The following is an 18,706-nucleotide window of genomic DNA, read 5'->3' as shown; positions in this document are numbered from 1 at the left end:
AATAGTGATATCGAATTTGTTGAAAAAACAATCAATTGCAGTCAGGGATTGGTGAGAGGCGCATAAATTAGTATGCGCCTGCTCGGATTACGTGTGATAGCGTACAGCTCACTCTTTGATCGCACCGCAAGCAATGCGATCTCCGGAGTTGCCTGTAGGATCCGTGATATAATCATCGGCTTTGTCATGAATGATCAATGATGTTCCGCCGGGTCTTAGTAGCGAATTGGGCTTGCCTTTTTCTAGAGTTACCGTCGTGGTTGTAATATTTGCCCGCACTTTGCCGTCGGCACCGACTTCAATGTTCGGCAAATCTCCAGCGTGGAACCCTTTAGGATTTTCAAAGCCATGCTGTTTGTGTTTCGGATTCAAATGCGCTTCTGCCGTTTTGAAATCTGGTGTATCGCATCGGCCGACAGCGTGAAAGTGAGTGCCATGTATTCCCGGGGGCAGGTTGTGCGCCTCGATAAGAATCTGTACTTTATCGCCGATTTGACTGAGTTGAGCCGTTCCGATATCAGCGCCCTTGCTGTTGATGATGTTGACCGTCACGTTAGGAGTTTTCTCTTCAGCAAAGGCTTCGTTGGTGCCGCAGGCGCTTAATATAAGGCCGCTTGCCAACAAGCATGTAATAGCAAGTTTGTTCATCTTGTCCTCCTTGATGTTTGCATATTTCTGTATTAGTGTGCTCCATTTTTATACAAAGAAAACGATAGCTAGCACATTTCTATATAAAAGCTCACCATTAGTCATTCGGTTTTGTACATGGGACGACGCGATTGCTGGAAGCCCCTTATATGTAGGGATAAGATTGAATAACAGGAACACGGAGGACTATTATAAAATGAGACCGTTGCCCGGTGTGGATACCGGACAATGGCCTCTGCTGAATTTCCTAAAAGGGTGTGCACCAAGTGGAACTGATTTTCAGTAATTAGATGAATGAACGGCTTATAATGACCAATAAAATAAAGAGCACCAGGATTACACCAGTAGACGTGAAGAGTCCGGCACAAGAACCACAGGATGGAGCGAAACCCATTTTCTATTCCTCCTTATATTACAGATGATGTATTGTATGGCGGATGATGGATATGCGTATAGATAAGTGCCATTAGGCAAGCACATATATATTTTTGACTATGGAAAAGGATGCGGGTGCGGATTGAGTTGTGCAAGCGTCAGTGGTAGCTTCGCATACCCAAGTTCAACAGGCACATTAAGAACTCTCTCCAGCCCTGTCAAGCGGGAAAGGTGATGCCCGAACGACATCGGGATCATTCCCGGAATGAGCACTTTTACGCAATGCAGCCCGTTGCGCAGCGTTTCTAACGACGTCTGATCTACCACAATCACATCGAGGCTCAGCCTGCGGAATGCTTGGAGCATCTCATTAACATCATCGGTCAGATCCCGATGTCCCGGCTTCCGCTTATATTCCTCATCAAACGATCGCAATGGACGACGTTCGTCCAACAAAAAATGCAAACGTTCCTCTGCTTGTGGTAAACCGTATAGCAGGGAATGATCCCCCATTTGCTGTACCAAGGATGGATCGTAGAACATTTGAACGCACTCTTCGTGGCGTTCCCTGAAAGTCTCCTTCAGCGGCAACATCATGCCTGCTAATTCATGAATCGCGCTTTTTGCGGCCCGTATCGGATCCAAATGGGCTCCTGCCGCGCAGATAAGGTTCATTTCTTCAAATTTTGTGCTCTTCGCCAACGCCCATATGCTCGGAATTCCATTCTCCATAGTCGTGTTGAACAAGTGCAACTCATATCCGGTTACGGCCTGCAGCCGTTCGATCATAAGCCTTAGCTCCCGATCATTAGCTGAAGCAGGATCGAGGCGGGGGACAGGGAGCTTCGCATACCAGGTCATCAGGAATGAATCGCGTTCCACCACTTCCAAGATGCCATAGAATATCGCCTCTTCCAAACTTCCGCCCAACGCGCACCCGTTAGAGGTTTCGTAGACAAAACCGCCTTGCTCGCCCAAGCTGTAGTATCCGAGCAGCTCTGGAACAAGGATTGGACGTTCCTGCATGAACGAATAGCCCCACACCCAATCGATTGGTTGGTCGGGATCGAATGGTTCAAACGGAAAATCCTGTTGCGCATATTGCTTCTGCGAGTACACTCCTGCCTTGACCGGATCGAGCGCCTGACTCGCAAGATTGTGGAAGCTATCTCGAATCACAGTTCGTTTCCCGCGAGGAGCCAGACCGCAGCTCCGCTCCAAGCCCTCCAAAATTGCAGTCAGCTCGCTCTCCGCATACGAATGGGCACGGCCTCCTGTGACCTCGTCTCCTGTGAAGAACAATGGCAAATTCACGACTGAGCCTGCAAACGGTGACAAAAGGTCGTGCTTTTTATCATTAAAAATTCCAGTCCGGCCATCCACATAATCCTGGATTAAAACTTCTTTCAGCTCGTCAAGCGGACGGGAACGGTAGTTCTCACAGCTTATTTTGGGACGCGGCTGCAGCGAAATTCGGGCCGCTTCTAGCGAGTCGTCGGGCAACTGTCCGCACACGGGACATAACGGGTTCGGAAGAAAAGTGTGAAGAGAGGTCGCTAACGTTATCAGATTGATCAAATATATTCGTTCTTCCGTATGTGCCCTGCTGCCCTGAAGAATTCTCTGCGCCTCTGCCGCGATCAGAAGAGCCATCTGACGAAGTCCTGTTATTGACGCATAAGGGTTAGGGGCTCTTTCTTCAGGCGTCAGCAGATTGTTCAAAAGCTGCTCCAGTCTCTCCTCGGAGTCACGTCCCGCCAAGAGGCGGCGGTGATCAGCGCATTGGGAACAGCCCGGCGTACTCGGGCGAACGCAAGGTCCCACTACACCCTCGTCGAATGACACAAACGCGCATAGCCATGGGATATCCCCCTGCTGGAGCGCCTCTTCGGCTTCAAGAAAGATGGAGGAGTCTGAGTCGTCGTTAAGTATCAGAATCAATTCGACTGACTTCGGAACATTTGCTCCGACATCATATAGACAGACAATCGTATGCATTTCTAATAGTTCTTCACATGCAAGCTCCGCCAACATGCCCTTGCCTACAACTGCTACGACGGGATTCATGGCGATACCTCCTCGTGCATAAGCACGCCGAACACTTCTATTGGAGCTCCTGTTATAAAAGGTTCCAATTCCAAATCGAACACAATAAGCCGCTTGCGGTTCCGCTCCAGTATTTGCAGGGCGGACCCTAGAACTTCGACATGTGATGCGCATGAACTGGCAGGGACGGCAAGATGAAGCGGCTTCCTGTCTGCTTCCATAATGAGAGGGGCGTTCAAGCTGTTCGCTGCCTGATCAATCACTTCATTTTGCGCCAGCTGCAGTGCTTGCTGCAAAGCCCGCCGCAGCGCCGCTGTCGTATTCAAGCCTGTGCTTCCATGCCAACGATCATTTGCATGAACCCATACGGCAGGGAAGCCGCATATATTCTCTTCCAAGCCGATCGCTGGCATTCCCTGCAGCGTGGTCAGAGCCTGCAAATAAAAAAGGCAACGTTCATCTTCCACCTCATGTAAATGCACTGGTACGATGGAAAGGATACACTGAGCTTGCCGCTTGCCTAGTTCATCGTCCAGACACTTTTGCAATCCGCGACAGACGCCTTCCGCGAACGTTTCTCCTGCTCCGACGCCGATGTATTCCTTCGCTTCTATTTCATTCCACTCTATTCCGTGAGGCGGGGGAAGCGCCGTAATAAGCGAACCAGCCATTCGTGCCACATAAGCTTCTATTCCAGCTAGAGCAGCTTCCCGCCGGGCCTCTTCGTGCGTGATTCCGGAACAGACGATATCTGGCAGCAGCTCGGCCGGTCCATGAGTTGCCGGATCGGCGGGCTGCACGCGGCACTGCGCGAGCGGAAGCTGCTTCAAGTCGCCTTCTTCCCAGATATGGAAAATGCCTGAGCTCGCTGATGTCAGACGCTTGAAGTAGGGGAACCATTCATCCGGCTCGCTTCCGCCCGTCTGCCTCAGCCTGGGCTCGCAATGTTGAACCCATTTGGCCGCAGCGCGTCCGGTCACGATCGGATGGGGGAAATAAGAATGCCAGGATCCTTCCCATGTTTCCAGATCAAGCAGATAGAATGGATGCTTCCTTTCTAATTCAGTTACTCCCGTAACCTTCTTGAACCATTCAAAGACGATCACATTTGCCAGCAGCGCACCGGCAGTGGGGGAGAATCCAGGCTGAGGATGACTGTCATAGCCTAACGCAGACCGATGTATGCGCCGCCACGCAGACTCCCAACAACCTTCGGAGTCCGGATGGATCAATGGACCTGCCAGCCCCTTCCGTCCAATGCATAGGGCAGGGAGCAGGGTTTTCTTCTCCTCCCTGCAAGCCGCATGGATAGCCCGGAGCTCCTCGATATCGCCTTTCTGCGACACATATAAAATCGAATCAAACGGACGGATGGCTTCCCGCCAATAGCTTTGCCCCTCTTTAGGCAAGCTCATCTCATCTATCGATGCTCCAGAATCTAATCGGCGGGCGCGGTCTTGCAACTTTATTAAACGCTGCTGATCGGTCGCCGCCGCGTCCGTGACCAATACATGGAATCTGGACAAGCCGGAATCGAACAACGCCGTTGCGAGCGAGATCAAGAAGGGACCGGAGCCGATGGCCAACACTTTGGATTGACGGTAGGACTTAAATAGGGGAGCGCCCGGCTTGCCGAAGCTATTTAAAAATTGGAGCTGTGCAGCGTATTTTCTGAGAACATTTTGTGATAATGGAGAGGAGGTGTCTTCGCTCAATCCTTGACCAAAGGAGTTTTGTTCCACAGCTACTACTCCTTTAAAATGTAATTGGCTTAAAAAATATACTTTCAGGTTATGACGCTAAATCCGCTTTTGTTCCGTAAAAAACCATAACCAGGGTGACACACAACCTATGTGTATTGCCTTAATCTGATGCACAGCGTGTGAAAATATTGCTCTCTTTGTGATATTATTCATATAGAAGGGCGGATTTCGGCGGATTTTACCATGACCTAGAAATGTGAGGTAATTATATGATTCATGTTGCAGGAGCTATAGATGAACAGGGAAGATGTAAACATTATCATAAAGAAATCGATGTCGTAGCTATAAAGTTTAAGTGCTGCGACACGTATTATGGATGTTATTTCTGTCATGAGGAAGCGGCTGATCACAAAGCAAAGGTATGGCTAAAAGCGGAGTGGGATACAAAGGCTATCCTTTGCGGAAATTGTTATACGAAATTAACCATCAAAGAATATCTAAACTGTCATTATAGATGTCCATTATGTCATTTTCAGTTTAATCCGGGATGCTCGAACCATAATCACCTATATTTTGAATAGCTGCGATTATAGGTCGTCGTATTGACATCATAAAAGGGCGCAATTATAATGGTCATAGCAACTATCGTCTTGTTTACTAAAATGGAGGCTAACCTTGGAATTAGAAAAGTATATCGGCGTCATGGTGCACCGGGCTGATTTAAAACTGAACAATTATTATCAAAAAGTAGTGAACCCCTTCGATATTACCGTTGATCAATGGGAAATTCTTGTGGTTCTGTGGGAGCAGGAGGGCATTACGCAAAAAGAGCTTGCGGAAAGACTGTATAAGGATCAAACGAATATTGCGCGGATGCTGTTCAAGCTGGAGAAAAAGGGCTTTATCCACCGTGTCATTCATGAGACGGATAGAAGATCCTTGCGTGTATATTTGACTTCCAAAGGAAGAGAAATCGAGGACGAAATTCTGGCCCCATCGATTGAAGCCTATAAGAAAACGATTGAAGGATTAACCGAAGAGGAAGTTGAAGCTTTCAGAAGGACGCTTTCCATCATGTATAACAATGTAAAGGATCTTTAGCTCGATTTGCTTGCCGGGATCCTTCATTTTATGGACAAATAGTTGCCATGACTATTATCATCATAGCAAATAAATATAAAGGAGGCAGTTTCCGTATTATAGTTGGAACGAAGGAGGGATTGGAAACAAGGAACATACATTTTTTTATCATAATACTTGCTATAGCAATTACGGTTGTGACAAGTATGGAGGTGCGCGATGATAACGAATTCGAAAAAGGTTGGGATTTTTGACGCTCCATACCGGGCGTTGACAATCGGTATTATTTTGGTCGTTACAACCGTGGCATTTGAAGGGCTGGCCATTACGACGATTGCTCCCAAATTGGCGCAAAATTTAGATGGCATCCATCTATATGGCTGGATATTTACTGCCTTTCTGTTGTCTCAAATTATCGGTACGATGATTATGGGCCAGCAAATTGGCAAGCGGGGTGTCACTCCATCCTTTATTGCATCCATTTTCATTTTTGTTATAGGCATCATTATTGCAGCGACTTCGGTGAACATGCACATGCTTATTGCAGGGAGAGCGTTTCAAGGATTTGGTGCAGGTGCCATTATAACTTGTGTGTACTATAGCATTACATTACGTTATCCTGATGCGTTGCGAACAAAAATTCTGGCCGCTTTTTCCAGCGCTTATATTTTGCCTGCTTTAATTGGTCCTTATTCGGCAGGACTTATCGCTGAATTTGCATCGTGGAGATTTGTGTTTTGGTGTGTGCTCCCTTTCATTGTTCTAGCTGTATTCTTAACGCTTCCTTCATTTCGTAAATTACAAAAAACCGAACGCACATCAGCTGCAAAAGGCAGACATAAAGAAATATACGCTATATTATTAGCTCTTGGCACGGGGGTGCTGCTCACCGGCTTAGGCTCTATATCCGATTGGAAGGGAATGGCGCTATCGACAGCAGGAGTTATTGTGATGATTCAGCCGCTGAGGAAGCTGCTTCCAGCAGGGACCTTTTTCGTTCGAAAAGGCTTGCCGGCCACTATTGTGTCCAGAGGGTTCTATGTTGCCTGCTACGTCGCTACGGAAAGCTACGTCGTCCTGGCTCTAACCGAGGTGAAAGGCTTCTCGGCAGACCTTGCCGGCTTGATCGTAGCCGCTGGAGCATTAAGTTGGTCCACTGCCGCTTGGCTGCAATCCAAGCTTGATGAACGAGACTATGGCAAGGGCAGGAAAAAGCGGGTCATTATCGGTGTTGGTGTGATGATCGTCGGGGTAGCGTTAGTCATCACCGTAATCGGGTTACCAAGCAGTGGAATCGTATGGGCGGTCATTTCGCAAATATTCACTGGGTTCGGCATAGGGTTGGCCAATCCTACAACGGGAGCCATTGCACTACAGCATGCCGAGCCGGGCCAAGAAGGAGAGGTGTCAGCCAATCTTCAATTCGTTGATGCGTTTGGCCCCGGATTAAGCATTGGTGTAGGCGGTGCTCTCATAGCCATTAGCGAAACGCTTGAGTGGGGAATATTTACCGGTATTATGCTGGCATTAACCGCTCAATTGCTTTTTATACTGTTAAGCTTTGTTGCTTCCTTTCGTATAACAGTCAAGGATAACTAACGATTATTGGATGGCCGCAGCCGAACTAGCTTAACAAGCCTTTCATGTAGACGGTATAAGAAAATGGAGAGCAGCAGATGATGGGGATGGAACGATGACTGTTCTGTCCTCTTTTGCTGGATGGAAATTTGCTCGAAATGCTCGATTCCTATTTGTATAATGAAATGAAGGCAGCTTCATCACTTAATGGGAGAATGTATGGGTTGCATTGTTGTCTTTGCGGGTGTTTGAATGCTCGCAGACTCATGCCATTGGATTTCATACAGCAGATTGGTGAAGAAGAGTAGCGGCGAGAGGCCGCCATTGGATTTAGTACAGTGGAATGGACCTGCATACAGCTATGTAGCTGGAGAAGGGCCGATTAGATTGGATGTTTTCCAGTAGAACGCCCCATTTTGGCCTAGATAGAGCATTTCTGTTGGATGATTTCCAATGGACGAAGCGTAAACGTAATATTAGGTTGCCCGAACAGCCAATGGCCGGCGACGGACAGGCTCTCGCGCAAAAGCGGTAGGCCGAGGGTAATGTGAGGGGCCATTTTATTAATCGAATTAGACTTGCAAATACATATCAATGGAATAAAGAATTTCAGAAATCAAATGAGATATTAGATGTTCTGGTAAGAGAGTTTCATAATCAAGCTGATGAATCGTTGCAGGATATCGAGGACTTTCTATATCAACATATGGGGAAGAACAAATTTGAGCAAGGGGAGTATGAAGAAGCGCCGGCTCACTTTTATAAGGCGTTAGAAATCAGGCTTGTGAAAAATAATTCGGAGTTAATCGAGTCAACGCAGCTGGCAATTGATGCCACATTGAAAATGCATAACGAGTAGCCGCAGGGGGTTCAGATGAACAGCGTAATCTATATGGTTCGGCATGCCGAGTCTCCCTATATCGAATGGAAATCGTGAATAATCAATTGAAAGAAGTAAAGCGACTATGGAAAGAGTAGATCTCATTCAGTAAAACTCAATGGCTAATTTTGATCTTTTGTAGTTCTTTGTGAAAGGTTTTTTTCTGGTACTCCAAAATATAAACATCCAGCTCTTGGCTTAGCAATACAACTTCTGTGTCCGTGAAATTATTCTTCTCGCTAACTGCAAGGACAAGTCGCTGTCTAAGATTTAGTATCATCTTTGACAGCTCATTATCGTCTAATTTGTCGTACAGGTACACCTTTTGTCACCTCGCATTTTCAGCACATTGATGACGCATATCCATGATTGTTGTTATAGTTGTACCCATTGTAATATACGTTGTACAAAATCCAGTATTTAGATAATCATGTAACTTTCGACTTTATTCTACAAGGAGCATCAAAAAAAGAGTACCCAGTTAGGTACTCCCTGCTACCATCCATGATCCCCCAAGTTATCGCTTAACGTCACCATCATGTCTACAATAAAAACAGTTGACAAGAATAAAGCACTGTACAATAAATTGTTGATACGACGTTTCACGCCCATCCCTCCAGTTAGGTATCGTGGCTAACAGCTACGATTGTAATATTTTGATAATTTATTTAAAATATCGATGCTCATTACCTTGTTATCACGTATATGAAGGTTTATGATGCAATTCATACATTCTCTTTCACTTAAAGTATCGTTAACTATTGTATATTGATGAGCACTTTCTAAATAGCTTGTTATACCTTTTTCAAAATCGCCGCCAGCTACGTAAAAATCTCCTTTTAATTTTAAAAACTGTGCCAATCTCGATTGCTTGTACGGTGTAGAATACGGAACAGATACTACCTTTTCCTCCATTTCCAACAGTTTATGGATAGCAGACAAGTTCCCTTGATCGAGATACAGCGTTAAAAGTTGATTAATTACATGGAGTTGTGAGTTTTCTCCACAAGTATTTAGTGCTGATTGAAGTTGTGATATTGCGAGGAGAAACATCTCCTTTTTTCGCATGTAATGCAGCTTCCAATAACAGGACGTTTTCTTTTACATGCGGGTGGTTGAACTTACTATACTGAACCGAGTATTTTTCTGATAGGTCATAGTTACCTAGGTAGTAGTGAGAGTCTCGAAGTATTCCGGTAGAGTTAACCTTAAATAAGCTGTCTGTTGGGTCTTCTTCTAAGACCTTGTTACACAATTCAATACTGTCTTCGAACAGTCTGAGGTTAAAAGCATGAACGCCAAGCTTATAATACAATGATATACGTTCTTCTTGGGATAGAAAATTTACATAATGAATGATGTGCTTTCCACTATCATACGTAGCTTTAAGCTTAGTAAAATCGTCTCGTTCAATTAAGTAGGCTGCGTACAGTCCTTTTGCCAGAAAGAGCATCATGCCGTGGTTACGCGAGTAATGAATCAGCAGCATGTACAACGATAATCTGATTGGCTTGTCTTCGATTGCATCGGCCAGCGTATAAAGACGCTCAACAAGACTATAGCTGTCTTCGCTAGGGGATTCCAAAAACTTCAAGGCAACCTTGTTAATAAGTTCAATATTGCCTGACTGAATGACAGTTTGCAAAATGGTTTGCAGGGAATTGGCCCTTTTATCAATCTCTATGTAACGTTCGACGATGTCCTCGAAGGGTATTCCTAATGCAGACGCTAGTGGATGTACGGTCTCAAATTCGGGTCTCTTGACATCTCCGTTTTCAATCCTTGATATCGTACCTTTATGACTGCCTGTAATGTCTGATAACTGAGATAACGTCATGCCAGACTCGCGCCTATACTGGTGAATCAACTCCCCGATAGTCTGAATCTGAATCACATCATTCACACATACCCGCACCTTCCTTTTGAATCTTAAACAATTGACCACCTATATTTTACCATGTTGTTTATGGGTTGTAAACGCAACGTCTAGGCATGCAAGTAAATCAATACGTTGAGAATGTGCAAACAGGATATTCACAGGATAAATCTGTTCAACTCTAATTAAGGCAGTTCGATTGTTGGTGCGATTCGGGTTTAATACAGCTCAGTATCAACGATTCCCGTATCGCCCAAGCGATCTGTGATGTGGTCAAATGGTTGATGAGATAGTGGGCCTATTGTTTTGATTGTACAAAATCCTATGAAGAGGGGACTGGACCCTAACCAGAGCAGAACTGCGGACTCATTTAAGCAGCTGCCGTAACTCTAATGTCATTTGTTCGACTAACTCAGGTCTCCCATGAAACTGAGCCGGGGTATTCTGAAAAAGTTAGATCCGCCAATTCCCCTCGTCTATAACGGCAACTAGTGTTTGATGCGTGTTGACATTAGGATCGAGCTCTGATTGTCCACGCGGCACCATACCTGCTATAGCTCGTACGATGGCGATTTCAGAGCCTAGAACACGCACACTTTTCACTTTGCTTACAAATATAGCAGTTGGGTGGTTTTCAAATATGGGCTTGAGGTGCGTGAAGATCTCATCGCGTCCAATCTCCTGACTCCCATCAAAACCGATAATCTCGCCCTCCTCTGTGAACAGCTCAGCCATTGCGCGGGCACTGCGATTGTTCCAAGCGTCTATTAGTTGTTGATAGAGTGCGCGGACTTCGTTCGATACAGAAGATTCCATAATTTATGCCTCCTAACAGATTTCTTACTATTATAACCAGGCTTTCTGTTAAACAAAACCATAAGTTTCTCTGTGACCTTTCCCGGGGTTCCTCGATACAGAAGCATAATGGCATCTGCCATGAAAATGTTCATATGGGGGAGTTTCTTTGGAAGCTCTAACTCCTTCGATGATGCGTTATAGTGTTAGGTAAGCGCTATCAACAATGTCTTGACATGGTATAAATTTGATATTAGTATGAAAATGCGAGTGATTGGATGGACCAATTTTATCGTAAGTCACGCATGAAAGGTAATGAACAATGACGATTAAAAAAATTAAGTACCACCGTGTATATGAAGATGTCATTGAGCAAATTGAGAACTTAATTCTCAAGGGGAATCTTGCTCCTGGAGATGTATTGCCGACAGAGAGGGAGCTCGCCCAAGCATTCGGCATCAGCCGCGGGACATTGCGAGAGGCTTTCCGTATTTTGGAGCGGGAAGGACTAATCGAGACGCGTCCCGGAGGCGGTCGGTTCCTGAACAAGAACCTTAACGAGGCAGAAGATAAGAAGCGGATAATGGAGAATATTGAGCGGGCTACGATTATCGAGCTGTTGGAGGCGAGGGAAATCTTCGAGATCGGTATCGTCGAGCTGGCAGCCGAGCGGGCGACCGATCAAGATATACGAGAGATTGAAATCGCATTCGAAAAATGGGGCAAGATTGACCGCGACTCAGATGATCCCGTGAATCCGGATCAAGCTTTTCATCTCTCGATCGCCAAGGCAACGCATAATGTAGTGCTCGTGAACCTAATTGATCTTCATATCGATCTGTTGCAGAAAACACTTGTGAAGACTGTGGAGATACCTGGCCGGAAGAACGAAGTATATAAAGAACATTATAACATTATGCAAGCGATTAAGGAGAAGAACCCACTGAAAGCAAAAGAAGCTTTGCTGCATCATTTACATGAAGTGAAGCAGAACATTCTGTTGAACAGGGTGGAATCAAATGGATGAGAAGCATCCTTTTGATTATTAAATTGGGCCACCCAATTACCCACATATTAATGTTATTCAAATGTATTAACAATGAATGTAAGTGTAATCATGTAAGCGGTTGCGCAGTGAAGCAAGCAGAAACACAATTTACTCGCTAGTGATGGTGGAGGGCACATAATGATAAAAGAAGAATTCAAAATCTTGGCTCCATGCGGGATGCTAGGCTATGGTTTTCCGAAAGCTTCATTTATGAAAGGAATGGCGCACAGTCCTAATGCCATTGTGGTCGACGCCGGCTCTACCGATGCCGGGCCTCACAAATTAGGCGCAGGTACGGCAATTGTCAGCAAGCAAGCCTGTAAGAAGGAAAGGATTTGGAGATCATCATTACAGAGGGGATTAAAGCCGATATCCCAATTATTATCGGATCAGCCGGGGGCAGCGGCGCAAAAGTACATGTGGAATGGACCCAAGCGATCGTTATGGAAATTTTGCGCGAACGCAGCCTCCATGGCATAAAAATAGCGACGATTTGGGAGGATATCCCCCACGAGGTGGTGGGTGCAAAGCTTGATAGAGGCCAATGTGAACCTCTAGGCTTAACGGTCGCGCCTTTAACCAAAGACCGCTGGAGGCTACTACTCATATCGTCGTGCAAATGGGGCATGAACTGATCATTGCGGCATTGCAAGCGGATATAAGCTGCCTACACGATCGACATTCACAAGCAAGCGACGAATTTTGGCTGTGTCACCCCTTTCGCACATAATCACGGGGCTTGGAGTCTTGTGGATGGAAGCATGTATCTGATGACTGCTGAACCTAGTGAAGCGTATACAGGCAATTATTTTGCCAAAGATTATTCGGTTTCGGTTACGCTGAATCCGCAAAGCGGTCATTCACATATGGTGGCTGTTCGTGCGCAAGGCGCTATGCGCGGTTATCATGTGGGATTCGATGGCACAGATGAAGTTGCGTTATACATGAATGATTTCGGCTATAAGAAGTTGGCAAGCTGCAGTTATCCATGGCAGCTCAATCAAGACTATATTTTAAAATAACAGAGAACTAAAATTTGACGGTGCATTGAACAGAGGTGAACTATGAAAATTATTGTCATTGGCAGTGCAAATATGGATATGGTCATGCGGACGAGTCGGATTCCTGAAATAGGGGAGACGATGACGGGGGATGGATTCTTTGTTTCACCTGGCGGCAAGGGGGCCAACCAAGCGGTTGCTTGCGCAAAAATGGGGGCCGATACGTGGCTTATGGGGAAAGTCGGTCAAGATATGTTCGGACAATCGCTGATCGATAGCCTTGCCGGTTTTGGCGTTCGTACCGATTTCATTGCCCGCGAGCCGAACGTTACGACGGGTGTTGCCGCCATAACGGTATGCGATGGAAATAACAGCATTATTCTGCATGGCGGTGCCAATAGCGAAGTGACACCTGCTTATATCCACAGCTTCGCGCAGGAGCTGCTGTCCGCGTCAGCCGTTATGCTGCAGTTGGAAATTCCGATGGAAACGGTGTACGAAGCGGTTCGTCTGCTCAAAGGAAAAGTGCCTATCTTCCTCAACCCCGCGCCTGCCGTCCCGATCGACGACGAGATATTGCGGGGAGTCGATTATTTTACACCGAACGAAATCGAATGCCGTATGTACACGAACGTGGATGTCCAATGCAAGGACGATGCTTTTGCCGCGTTGAATCAGTTACGGGACAAAGGAATTCGGTATCCGCTCATTACCCTTGGCGAGAAGGGAATCGTGTATTATAACGGGACCGAGAACAGGTACAAAGAAGCTCGCAAGGTTCGGCCCGTTGATACCACTGCAGCCGGAGATACGTTCTCCGGTACGTTAGCGGCGATGATCACGGCGGGCAAAAGGTTGGACGAGGCTGTAGACATCGCGCAGCATGCCTCATCCATCACGGTAACTCGTCTGGGAGCGCAGGATGCCATCCCTACGCTTGCGGAGCTTATATGATGAAGGATTAGCAGTAGAGGAACTGGCAAGTAATCAATGCCAGTTCTTTTTTACATAATAAGCCGATGAGGGATTTTACAGTGACAAGCTGTGTTGGTCGGTTGTTTGAGGCCTTACATCCATATTCAACTGCCCAAACTTCTCCTCATCGTTATATATAAGAGTTTTAATTCCTTCCTCGCCATTTATCGTTCCTTTGTTCATTACGATCCCATCAGGAGAGAGTATATATGCGAATGGAAACGTGCTCGTTCCATATAAACGCATTTCGTGTAAATCAAGCTGGTGTATAGGCGTTTCTAGTTTGTACTTGTTTTGTTTTTTCACCACTTCCTCAATCGGAGCTATTATAATCGTAATAACCTGATAAGCGGAAAAAGATTTTGCAATCTGATTTATGTTTGGATACAGCTCTTCGCAGCCATCACAGCCATATACGCTTACTAACAATATCGTTCCCTCATGAGCGGGTTGCTTTAAATGAATGATTTCATTTGAGAGAGAAGGAAGTTCCAGACGAGGGAATACATCACCGATTTCTAAGCTGCTATGTTGAGGAGCATTAGCCATCGATTGATTTATGGATACAGCCTCATAGCTTTTTCGAAAAATATAAGTCACAAAATAAACAAGAGCGATAATAAGAACCCATTGACCGGCGATTGATAATTGCACAAACACGGACATGTCTTTTCCCATCCCATCTATACAATTTTTTTGTAATCGATAAATGACTTGCTTAACGCAGTAAATGCAAGAACGGCAATACTTATTAACATCGCAATCAGAATCTCGAATCCTTCTATGCTATTGATGGAGGTATCTCCCCAATAAAGTGCTATCGTGATCAAAAAGAGGAGCGCAATCCGGTAAACGGTTTTCTTTCCTAGTTGATCGGGCATCAGATCTCCAAAACAGTTGCAGGTGATGGCCATCTTAGTGCGGACGGTTCGCCATACCGCCCAGCAGTATCCTGCTATCAGGATCACATTCAATAACAATCCCCATCGATGCACGGCATCCCAAAACATTAGAATACCTGCTGCGAATTCAAGGCCAACAATAACTAAAACCCCAATTAAAGGATTTCTAACAAAAATGCCAAGCTGAAGCAACGTTCTTTTAAAAGATGGAATCGATAATAGTTTTAAACATGCGGCTGCAATCATGATCGTTGCCAAGAACACTCTCATAAAAATGAATAAAGTCATATAATACCTCCTTGATCTGGTGTACATATATGAACCTCTCTCATCCATATAACACATGAAAAGACGAAATACTCACATGATGGCTTCGCTCCACTCCTGTTCTAGCCGCTCCCTCATTTCCTTTCTAGCGCGATACAAGGTTTGTCTGACGACTCCTTCGGTGACATGAAGCTTTGCCGCTATCTCTTTGTATGTAAGCTGTTCGATGACTTGAAGATATAGAGCCTGTTTATATGTTGGCTTCAACGTGTTCAGCTTGCTCATAATGGTGTGGAATGCGCACCTTCTCATTACTTCCATATCCGTAATATTATGTTTATCAACGATTTGAGTTGTTAGATCATCGATATTTATACATTGATTTTGGCGGCGGTTTTTTCGTATGTAATTTAAGGTTACGTTTCGAGTTAATGTGAAAATCCATGACATAAGCTGCTTGTCGTTTACATATTTTGGCGGTTTACGAATGACGCGAATAAAAGCCTCTTGTATAATGTCTTCCGTTGAATAATGATTGCGAACAAAAGAAAATACCGTTTTGTAGTTTATATAGAAAAAATGGTCATATATATTTTTTTGCAGCTCATCATCCAGGCTATTAAAATCTTTGCTGAAACATACATATAACTCTTTAACAAGCATATTTGTCCTCAAAAACTTCACCCCACTTTACATTAAAAAGCTAGAAGAGTAAGGGTAGGCCTTCAATGTTTGCTGAAAGAATTGTAAAAGTTGATTTCAGTTTTATCGAAAATGCGGTAATAGTAGTAACCCCCTCCCTTTTTTTTGATGTGAATTATTGGGATTTTATATAAGTATAATCCATTTTGAATTAAAGTAAATACTTACATGACTAAATATAGAAAATTATCTTTTATTTTCTTTTCGTATAAAATATTGTGATTATTTTGATTGTTGTTGTGTTTAACATTATAGAGTGGTCATCAAGTGGGTCCCGCAAAACAACAAAAAAAGGAGGATAAAAATCTTATGATACCAGTTATTTCTGCAACACGAACGTCTTGCACGTATTATTTTAATTGTGTGGTTGATTCATCTGATACCGCTTACGTATATTGCGACTGGGAATCGTATACGTGCTGTGGTTGCGGTAATGATCCTAGGTCTTCCGGCGGTGTTTTAACTCAGGCGGGTAGTAACCGCTTCCGTAGAGGTCTCTCTAAAGAATGTTTTCATGGAAGCTGTTAGGGCTTACACACTAGCGTCTTACTATCTTTACTAATTAGTTAAAGGTTGTTTTGCGGGAAGACAACTGTGATCGCTGATAGACACCTGCTGTTTGTCAGCGATCTCTATTAAAACAGGCGACAGGTGCGCATATGAAAAAACTGAAACATTTTTCAGAGACGATAAAAAATATATTTGTATTTCTAAGTTATTTTTGGAAATTAGTTTGGTTCAGAATCGTCCTGATGCTGGGAAGCAAATTAGTGCACGCCCTTATACCTAGCGTACAACTGCTTATTACGAAAGAGCTGGTAGATTCCATCAATCATATTTTTCAAGCGAACGGGCAGTCGGATGCGCATATCGTTTATTATTATCTGGCAGCCCAGACCGGACTGCTTTTACTTGACAAAATGATTACTACGATTGAGCTAATCAACAATGCGAAAATGCAGCAGCAAATCAACTATGAAGTGGAAAAAAGAATAGTCGGCAAAACTTCCGTCATTTCACTTTCGTATTTTGAGAACAGCAAGTTTTACGACCATTTGATGCGGGCATCATCGGGTCAAAGCCAACGGGTAGTCGAGATGCTGAATGGCCCGTTAAGCATGCTCCAATATATAATTACATTTACGACGGTAGTGGGAATATTGACAACATTTCACTGGCTGGCGGGAATAACGGTACTTCTACTGGCTGCATTGCCGCTTGTTATAAATGCGTATATTGGCAAAATGAGATATAGCCTGCTTAAAGAAGCAACGCCGTTGTCCAGACGCGTGCAATATTATTTGAATTTGTTAAAAGGCCGCGACACTGCCAAAGAAATCCGGTTATTTCAGCTGCAAGATCATCTCATTCAACGTTGGAAACAGCTGTTTGAGTCTTATGCGAAGAAGATGTTGTCTTTTGAAATAAAAACAAATGCATATCGTTTCGGAATTGACGGTATAAGCGCTATTCTCATCAGCCTGAATTTAGCTTTTATTATTTGGATGGGGACCAAGCAAAAACTTAGCATTGGCGAATATATGGCGATTTCACAGGCTTTTATGATGATACAAGGCGTTGTCCTTAGCATCGCACTTTCCATCTCATCTCTATACGAAAATAGTTTACAGCTTCGAGACTTAATTGACTTTTTAGAATATCCTCTTGAAATAAAGCCCGAGGACGAGCTGCAAGGAACAGAGGTTGCGTTTCCTGCGATGAGTGATAAGGGGATAAATGTAGAGAATTTGCAATTTTCCTATGAGGAGAACGGGCCGATCATTCTTGATCAAATATCGTTTCAAATCGAACCGGGCCAGAAAGTCGCTATCGTCGGCAATAATGGAGCCGGAAAAAGCACGTTAGTTAAATGTTTGCTCGGATTGTACCGCTCTTACAAGGGGAGCATCACGTATGAGAATGTGGATTTGAAGCATATTCCGGCGAAAGAGCTGATGCGGCATGTTAGCGCTGTATTTCAGGATTTTGCCAAGTATGAGTTAACCGCGCGCGAGAATATCGGCTTTGGCAGAGTTGAGCATTTGGAAATGGAGGATAAGATGATTGCAGCCTCTATGAAAGGGGATTCTCACTCTTTTATTTCCAAGCTGCCTTGCGCTTATAATACGAACTTGGGACGAAGCTTCTACGGGGGGACCGAATTGTCCGGGGGGCAATGGCAAAAAATTGCGATCAGCCGCGCCTTTTTTCGCGATGCCGACATTATCATCTTGGATGAGCCGGCCGCTTCGTTAGACCCGATGGCAGAAGCGAATCTGTACAAAATGTTTGCGGAATTATCCATCGGCAAAACAACCATTATGATATCGCATCGATTAAATAGCTGTGTTAATGCGGATCTTATATTAGTGATGAAGAGCGGCCGTATTATTGAGCAAGGGACACATGCCGAGCTTATGCATTTAAACGGAGAGTATGCGGATATGTTCAATATTCAAGCGGAAGGATTTCAATTCGCAGCAGTGAATTAACTTTCATGCAATTTGGCAAAAGACTTCGTTCCTTAGGAGGCCACTGAAAAAGTCCCTTAGTCCTGAAAGAGACAATTCTTTATTTTTTTGAAGAGTCTGTCTCTTTTTTTCGGTATAATCAAAAGTATCTCATCAAAGGCTGGTGATCTCTGTGCTCCCGAAGCAACAAAGCTTTATTTTGAGCCCATATATGGAACTCTACAATCTGGTGGTTCCCAAAGATAATCTACTGCGCAGAATGGACGAGTTGGTGGACTTTGGCTTTGTCTACGAAGAGCTGCACGTCAACTATTGCCACGATAACGGACGCACCGCGGTGGATCCGGTTCGGATGTTTA

The 18,706-nt window shown here is 44.6% G+C and carries 20 protein-coding genes and 1 pseudogene; 10 read left to right on the top strand and 11 right to left on the bottom strand.

Annotation, left to right across the window (positions count from 1 at the left end; translation table 11 throughout):
* Nucleotides 1–108: 108 nt before the first annotated feature.
* The 4 genes from M3650_RS27180 to M3650_RS27165 all read right to left on the bottom strand — a co-directional run bounded on the left by M3650_RS27180 (nt 109) and on the right by M3650_RS27165 (nt 4,811).
* Nucleotides 109–648 (bottom strand): superoxide dismutase family protein, encoded by a 540-nt coding sequence (locus tag M3650_RS27180; RefSeq protein ID WP_251579304.1) that lies wholly within the window; start codon nt 646–648, stop codon nt 109–111.
* Between the two features lie 286 nt (nt 649–934).
* Nucleotides 935–1,042 carry a YjcZ family sporulation protein gene (locus tag M3650_RS27175; RefSeq protein ID WP_233696728.1) on the bottom strand — a complete coding sequence of 36 codons (108 nt, stop codon included), beginning with the start codon at nt 1,040–1,042 and terminating at the stop codon, nt 935–937.
* 98 nt (nt 1,043–1,140) lie between these two features.
* Nucleotides 1,141–3,090 carry a TOMM precursor leader peptide-binding protein gene (locus tag M3650_RS27170; RefSeq protein ID WP_251579302.1) on the bottom strand — a complete coding sequence of 650 codons (1,950 nt, stop codon included), beginning with the start codon at nt 3,088–3,090 and terminating at the stop codon, nt 1,141–1,143.
* The gene (locus M3650_RS27165; RefSeq protein ID WP_251579300.1) at nt 3,087–4,811 is read right to left on the bottom strand and encodes a bacteriocin maturation protein; all 1,725 of its coding nucleotides are present in this window, start codon (nt 4,809–4,811) and stop codon (nt 3,087–3,089) included. Before M3650_RS27165 ends, M3650_RS27170 begins: the two co-directional genes overlap by 4 nt.
* A 230-nt stretch (nt 4,812–5,041) precedes the next feature.
* On the opposite strand from M3650_RS27165, the gene M3650_RS27160 reads away from it, so the two are divergent.
* The 4 genes from M3650_RS27160 to M3650_RS27145 all read left to right on the top strand — a co-directional run bounded on the left by M3650_RS27160 (nt 5,042) and on the right by M3650_RS27145 (nt 8,289).
* A complete protein-coding gene (locus tag M3650_RS27160) occupies nt 5,042–5,353 on the top strand; it encodes a CHY zinc finger protein (RefSeq protein WP_251579298.1) in 312 nt (103 codons plus the stop codon).
* Nucleotides 5,354–5,447: 94 nt separating this feature from the next.
* The gene (locus M3650_RS27155; protein WP_019423107.1) at nt 5,448–5,873 is read left to right on the top strand and encodes a MarR family winged helix-turn-helix transcriptional regulator; all 426 of its coding nucleotides are present in this window, start codon (nt 5,448–5,450) and stop codon (nt 5,871–5,873) included.
* 198 nt (nt 5,874–6,071) lie between these two features.
* Nucleotides 6,072–7,451 (top strand): MFS transporter, encoded by a 1,380-nt coding sequence (locus tag M3650_RS27150; protein ID WP_251579296.1) that lies wholly within the window; start codon nt 6,072–6,074, stop codon nt 7,449–7,451.
* Nucleotides 7,452–8,136: 685 nt separating this feature from the next.
* Nucleotides 8,137–8,289 (top strand): hypothetical protein, encoded by a 153-nt coding sequence (locus M3650_RS27145; RefSeq protein ID WP_251579294.1) that lies wholly within the window; start codon nt 8,137–8,139, stop codon nt 8,287–8,289.
* 136 nt (nt 8,290–8,425) lie between these two features.
* On the opposite strand, the gene M3650_RS27140 is transcribed toward M3650_RS27145, so the two are convergent.
* From M3650_RS27140 to M3650_RS27125, 4 genes and pseudogenes are all read right to left on the bottom strand, one after another.
* Nucleotides 8,426–8,590 (bottom strand): aspartyl-phosphate phosphatase Spo0E family protein, encoded by a 165-nt coding sequence (locus M3650_RS27140; RefSeq protein ID WP_157259665.1) that lies wholly within the window; start codon nt 8,588–8,590, stop codon nt 8,426–8,428.
* Nucleotides 8,591–8,943: 353 nt separating this feature from the next.
* Nucleotides 8,944–9,225 (bottom strand): hypothetical protein, encoded by a 282-nt coding sequence (locus M3650_RS27135; RefSeq protein WP_251579292.1) that lies wholly within the window; start codon nt 9,223–9,225, stop codon nt 8,944–8,946.
* Between the two features lie 61 nt (nt 9,226–9,286).
* Nucleotides 9,287–10,213, bottom strand: a complete 927-nt coding sequence (locus tag M3650_RS27130) for a helix-turn-helix domain-containing protein (protein WP_251579290.1) — start codon at nt 10,211–10,213, stop codon at nt 9,287–9,289.
* A gap of 339 nt (nt 10,214–10,552) precedes the next feature.
* A pseudogene (locus M3650_RS27125) lies at nt 10,553–11,002 on the bottom strand (SgcJ/EcaC family oxidoreductase).
* A 301-nt stretch (nt 11,003–11,303) separates the two neighbouring features.
* Between M3650_RS27125 and M3650_RS27120 the strand changes: the two are divergent.
* The 4 genes from M3650_RS27120 to rbsK all read left to right on the top strand — a co-directional run bounded on the left by M3650_RS27120 (nt 11,304) and on the right by rbsK (nt 13,984).
* Nucleotides 11,304–12,008, top strand: coding sequence for a FadR/GntR family transcriptional regulator (locus tag M3650_RS27120; RefSeq protein WP_251579288.1), 705 nt, complete (start codon nt 11,304–11,306; stop codon nt 12,006–12,008).
* 159 nt (nt 12,009–12,167) lie between these two features.
* The gene (locus M3650_RS27115; RefSeq protein ID WP_251579286.1) at nt 12,168–12,509 is read left to right on the top strand and encodes a hypothetical protein; all 342 of its coding nucleotides are present in this window, start codon (nt 12,168–12,170) and stop codon (nt 12,507–12,509) included.
* Nucleotides 12,510–12,778: 269 nt separating this feature from the next.
* A complete protein-coding gene (locus M3650_RS27110) occupies nt 12,779–13,051 on the top strand; it encodes a hypothetical protein (RefSeq protein ID WP_251579284.1) in 273 nt (90 codons plus the stop codon).
* A gap of 42 nt (nt 13,052–13,093) precedes the next feature.
* Entirely contained in the window at nt 13,094–13,984 is an 891-nt protein-coding gene (rbsK, locus tag M3650_RS27105; protein WP_251579282.1) for a ribokinase, read from the top strand.
* A gap of 75 nt (nt 13,985–14,059) precedes the next feature.
* On the opposite strand, the gene M3650_RS27100 is transcribed toward rbsK, so the two are convergent.
* The 3 genes from M3650_RS27100 to M3650_RS27090 all read right to left on the bottom strand — a co-directional run bounded on the left by M3650_RS27100 (nt 14,060) and on the right by M3650_RS27090 (nt 15,837).
* Complete coding sequence (locus M3650_RS27100) at nt 14,060–14,671, bottom strand: peroxiredoxin family protein (protein WP_251579280.1); 612 nt, start codon at nt 14,669–14,671, stop codon at nt 14,060–14,062.
* Nucleotides 14,672–14,688: 17 nt separating this feature from the next.
* Entirely contained in the window at nt 14,689–15,195 is a 507-nt protein-coding gene (locus M3650_RS27095) for a MauE/DoxX family redox-associated membrane protein (protein WP_251579278.1), read from the bottom strand.
* A gap of 72 nt (nt 15,196–15,267) precedes the next feature.
* The gene (locus M3650_RS27090; RefSeq protein WP_251579277.1) at nt 15,268–15,837 is read right to left on the bottom strand and encodes an RNA polymerase sigma factor; all 570 of its coding nucleotides are present in this window, start codon (nt 15,835–15,837) and stop codon (nt 15,268–15,270) included.
* 791 nt (nt 15,838–16,628) lie between these two features.
* Here M3650_RS27090 and M3650_RS27085 point away from each other — a divergent pair.
* Together M3650_RS27085 and M3650_RS27080 are read left to right on the top strand one after the other, a co-directional pair.
* Nucleotides 16,629–18,368 (top strand): ABC transporter ATP-binding protein, encoded by a 1,740-nt coding sequence (locus M3650_RS27085; protein ID WP_251579275.1) that lies wholly within the window; start codon nt 16,629–16,631, stop codon nt 18,366–18,368.
* 151 nt (nt 18,369–18,519) lie between these two features.
* Nucleotides 18,520–18,706: transposase (locus M3650_RS27080; protein WP_483311747.1), on the top strand; the 187-nt coding region annotated here is incomplete at its 3' end.

Source organism: Paenibacillus sp. MER TA 81-3, from assembly GCF_023713585.1.
GTDB lineage: Bacteria > Bacillota > Bacilli > Paenibacillales > Paenibacillaceae > Paenibacillus_B > Paenibacillus_B profundus.
This window is presented reverse-complemented; position numbering and strand designations above follow the sequence as displayed.

What these genes read in the sequence shown, in the direction of transcription:
- M3650_RS27095 (WP_251579278.1), bottom strand. Translation starts at nt 15,195, where the DNA reads ATGACTTTATTCATTTTTATGAGAGTGTTCTTGGCAACGATCATGATT.
- M3650_RS27115 (WP_251579286.1), top strand. Translation starts at nt 12,168, where the DNA reads ATGATAAAAGAAGAATTCAAAATCTTGGCTCCATGCGGGATGCTAGGC.
- M3650_RS27135 (WP_251579292.1), bottom strand. Translation starts at nt 9,225, where the DNA reads ATGGAGGAAAAGGTAGTATCTGTTCCGTATTCTACACCGTACAAGCAA.
- M3650_RS27175 (WP_233696728.1), bottom strand. Translation starts at nt 1,042, where the DNA reads ATGGGTTTCGCTCCATCCTGTGGTTCTTGTGCCGGACTCTTCACGTCT.
- M3650_RS27140 (WP_157259665.1), bottom strand. Translation starts at nt 8,590, where the DNA reads ATGATACTAAATCTTAGACAGCGACTTGTCCTTGCAGTTAGCGAGAAG.
- M3650_RS27150 (WP_251579296.1), top strand. Translation starts at nt 6,072, where the DNA reads ATGATAACGAATTCGAAAAAGGTTGGGATTTTTGACGCTCCATACCGG.
- M3650_RS27120 (WP_251579288.1), top strand. Translation starts at nt 11,304, where the DNA reads ATGACGATTAAAAAAATTAAGTACCACCGTGTATATGAAGATGTCATT.
- M3650_RS27160 (WP_251579298.1), top strand. Translation starts at nt 5,042, where the DNA reads ATGATTCATGTTGCAGGAGCTATAGATGAACAGGGAAGATGTAAACAT.
- M3650_RS27180 (WP_251579304.1), bottom strand. Translation starts at nt 648, where the DNA reads ATGAACAAACTTGCTATTACATGCTTGTTGGCAAGCGGCCTTATATTA.
- M3650_RS27090 (WP_251579277.1), bottom strand. Translation starts at nt 15,837, where the DNA reads ATGCTTGTTAAAGAGTTATATGTATGTTTCAGCAAAGATTTTAATAGC.
- rbsK (WP_251579282.1), top strand. Translation starts at nt 13,094, where the DNA reads ATGAAAATTATTGTCATTGGCAGTGCAAATATGGATATGGTCATGCGG.
- M3650_RS27085 (WP_251579275.1), top strand. Translation starts at nt 16,629, where the DNA reads ATGCTGGGAAGCAAATTAGTGCACGCCCTTATACCTAGCGTACAACTG.
- M3650_RS27100 (WP_251579280.1), bottom strand. Translation starts at nt 14,671, where the DNA reads ATGTCCGTGTTTGTGCAATTATCAATCGCCGGTCAATGGGTTCTTATT.
- M3650_RS27145 (WP_251579294.1), top strand. Translation starts at nt 8,137, where the DNA reads ATGGGGAAGAACAAATTTGAGCAAGGGGAGTATGAAGAAGCGCCGGCT.
- M3650_RS27170 (WP_251579302.1), bottom strand. Translation starts at nt 3,090, where the DNA reads ATGAATCCCGTCGTAGCAGTTGTAGGCAAGGGCATGTTGGCGGAGCTT.